This window comes from Pseudomonas sp. MWU13-3659 (genome assembly GCF_023757525.1).
In the GTDB taxonomy this organism is placed as follows: domain Bacteria; phylum Pseudomonadota; class Gammaproteobacteria; order Pseudomonadales; family Pseudomonadaceae; genus Aquipseudomonas; species Aquipseudomonas entomophila_E.
Genome location: NZ_JAMSHW010000117.1, coordinates 1 through 429, shown reverse-complemented (window position 1 = coordinate 429; position 429 = coordinate 1). Strand labels below are relative to the sequence as shown.

General features: G+C 65.0%; 1 pseudogene. It reads right to left on the bottom strand.

The annotated features are described in order from the left end of the window. A pseudogene (locus tag NGM28_RS28570) lies at window positions 1–426 on the bottom strand (hypothetical protein); the annotation flags it as partial. Window positions 427–429 lie beyond the last annotated feature (3 nt).

Genomic DNA, 429 nt, shown 5'->3' with positions numbered 1-429 from the left:
GAGGCTCTCCATGGCCTGGAAGCCAGCCGCGAGGCTATAGAAGAACGGCGCCCGGGTTGAGGCATAGGGCCGATCGGGTACGCGAAAGCGCAGGCCGGTTTGTTCGCTGACGTGCTCGAGCACGCCGCGCAGGTCGATGTGACGCAGGTTCATGGGCAATGACCGGCCCAGGATCGCGGCCAGCTCGCGGCAGAACAGCACCTGCTGCTTGGCGTTGGCGGCAGTGCTGCGCTCCACGTAGCCGATGAAGTGGCGCTGCAGGGGCTTGTCGTTGTAGCCAATGTCGAACGTGACCAGCCCCTTGAGCGGCGCCCCGGCCAGGACGGTGAACGTCGCCCGCCCCGGGTTGTGCAGTTCAAGGCGCACGTCCGACTTGACCAGGTCGTGGACCACACCGTTGACGGTGATCACCTGATGCAACTTCATTGG